Raw genomic sequence first — 2,465 nt, forward strand, 5'->3', positions numbered from 1 at the left:
GAGCCGCCCGATCATGCCCCGGCCGGCGACCGCGACGATCATGACCACGAGCATCGTCACCAGCGCGACGCCCTGGTCCTGCGGCCAGTACGTGCCCGCCACCACGGGGGCGAGGTTGAGCCCGATCAGCAGGACGACCGCCCCGGTGACGGCGGGCGGCAGGATCGCCGAGATGACCCGGGCGCCCCCGAGGTGCACCGCGAGGCCGACCAGTGCGAGGACCACCCCCGTCACGGCGATCGCGCCCGTGACCTGCGCGCTGGTCCCGCCGCCCGCACGTACGGCGGCGACGGCCCCGACGAACGAGGCGCTCGTCCCGAGGTAGCTGGGCACCCGCCCACGCGTCATCAGCAGGAAGAGCATCGTCGCGAGCCCGGAGAGCAGGATCGCGAGGTTCGGGTCGAGCCCCATGAGCACGGGGAACACGAACGTGGCCCCGAACATCGCGAGCACGTGCTGCATGCCGAGCCCGACGGTGCGGCCCCAGCTCATCCGCTCCTCGGGGCGCACCACCTCGCCGGGTCCGGGCGAGCGGCCGTCACCGTGCAGCGTCCAACGGAGGGGGCCCGGGCGGGACGCCGGATCGGTCAACTCAGGTCTCCCGCGGGTTCGGACGGGCGGGTCGGGGACCCGGAGGACTCGGACGGACCGGGCGCGGCGAGGGCGACCTCGAGGCGCTCGGCGACCTCGCAGTGCGGCGGCGGGTCGAGCGGGGGCAACGTCCCGCGGTGCCCCTCGGCGGCGAGGGCGTCCAGGACGAGGGCGAGGTAGCGGTCCCAGCGGTCGGCACGCACGTCCTCGCCGAACGGTGCGGCGGTGGCCACGACCATGACGGCCGCTGCGGGCAGGTCCCGGGTCTCGACGTCGGGCCGCAGCACGCCGGCGGCACGGGCGCGTGCGACGACGTCCGAGAGCGGGCCGATGAAACGCAGCGCCAGCTCCGCGGTGAACACCCCGGAGTCCTTGGCCGCCCGCAGGATGCCCCGCCGGTGCAGCAGGGCCCGGGCGATCTCCTCGATCACGCGGACCACCGCGGCCCACGGGTCGACCTCGCGGGCGGCCCGGGCCAGCAGCGGCTCGACGGCCTCCTCGAAGTACTCGGCGAAGACCGCGGCGACGAGTTCGTCGCGCCCGGCGAACCGGCGGTAGAGCGTCGAGGGGCCGACGCCCGCGCGGCGCGCGACCTCCTCCAACGACACGTCGGGCCCGACCTGCTCGAACGCCTCACGCGCCGCAGCAACGATCGCGTGGTGGTTGCGCAGCGCGTCCGCACGCAACGGACGCGACGAGAGGCCCGGCCCGGTCACGGCGTGACGCTAGCAGCGTCGGACCGCTGACCGGGGATTCCTCACGCCCACCTCACCCCTCGGAATCGGTGGAGTCAGTCCTCCACGATGGCGAGGGCCCCGGACGGGCACGAGCCGACCGCGTTGCGGGCGGCCTCGGCGTCCTCGTCGTCGGGGCTCTCCTGCAGCACGACGACGATCGCGTCGTCGTCCTGGTCGAAGACGTTCTCGGCGGCCAGCACGCAGTTGCCGGCGCCGATGCAGACGTCGCGGTCGGCCTGGATCTTCATGGGGGGTCCTCTCCTGGTGGCCGGAGGTGGTGGAGGCGGCGGGTCCGCTCGACGGTCGTGATCCCACCAGGTGACGGGGAGGCTCCGCAGTCCGTGGACCACACTCGCGGCGGACCGCCACCTCGACGCTAGCACCGGAAACGGGAGCGGGCTGCCGGATGGGCCGTCCGCTCAGGAGCCCTGCGCGCACTCCTGGGCGGCCTCGACGAAGTGCGCCACCGCCGGCGAGCGGTCCGTGCGCCGCCACGCCACCTGCAGCGCGACCTGCGGCACCTCGCCCTCGAGGGGCAGGAACACGACGCCGGGCGGGCGCAGGTTGGCGTAGTAGGACGGCTGCAGCGACACGCCCAGCCCGGCCGCGACCAGGCCGAGCTGGGTCTCGATGTCCGCGCCCTCGGCGACGATGCGGGGGCTGAAGCCGTGCTCGTGGCAGTACCCGACGATCGTGTCGAAGAACGCGCGCCCGAGGGGGCGGGGCCAGAGCACGAACGGCTCCTCGGCGAGGTCCTCCGGGACGATGGCGGAGCCCTCGGCGAGGCGGTGGTCGGACGGCACGGCGACCAACAGCGGCTCGGCGACCAGGTGCTCGACGGCCACCGCCTCGGTGGCGGCGGCCGCGCGCACCAGGCCGACGTCGAGGCGGCCGTCGGCGAGGGCGACGAGCTGGGCCGAGGTGTCCTGCTGGGCGACCTCGAGTTGGAGGTCGGGGAAGCGCGCCCGCATCGAGCGCAGGATGCGCGGGGTGATCGAGGCGAGCGCGGTGCCGACCGAGCCGACCGTGAGCAGCCCGACCGCCCCGTTCGCGGCCTGCGTCACCAGCGTCTGCGCCCGCTCCGCCTCGTAGAGCACCCGGGGCGCGGCGTCGAGCAGCACCCGGCCGGCCGGGGTC

Annotated in this window: 4 protein-coding genes; all 4 read right to left on the minus strand. The window is 75.1% G+C overall.

What is annotated here, in order from left to right; genetic code table 11:
• A partial coding sequence (locus AC0CYZ_RS26595; RefSeq protein WP_472220964.1) for a solute carrier family 23 protein occupies positions 1–591 on the minus strand: 591 nt, incomplete at its 3' end.
• Positions 588–1,307, minus strand: a complete 720-nt coding sequence (locus tag AC0CYZ_RS26600; RefSeq protein WP_472220966.1) for a TetR/AcrR family transcriptional regulator — start codon at positions 1,305–1,307, stop codon at positions 588–590. The genes AC0CYZ_RS26600 and AC0CYZ_RS26595, both read right to left, overlap by 4 nt.
• A gap of 74 nt (positions 1,308–1,381) precedes the next feature.
• Positions 1,382–1,576: a ferredoxin gene (locus AC0CYZ_RS26605; protein WP_472220968.1), complete on the minus strand. Its 195-nt coding sequence runs from the start codon at positions 1,574–1,576 to the stop codon at positions 1,382–1,384.
• Positions 1,577–1,747: 171 nt separating this feature from the next.
• The coding region (locus AC0CYZ_RS26610; protein ID WP_472220969.1) for a LysR family substrate-binding domain-containing protein at positions 1,748–2,465 on the minus strand (718 nt) is incomplete at its 5' end.

It is taken from the genome of Actinomycetospora sp., from assembly GCF_055612215.1.

Excerpts from the sequence above, each read along its gene's own strand:
- AC0CYZ_RS26605 (WP_472220968.1), bottom strand. The coding sequence starts at position 1,576 with ATGAAGATCCAGGCCGACCGCGACGTCTGCATCGGCGCCGGCAACTGC.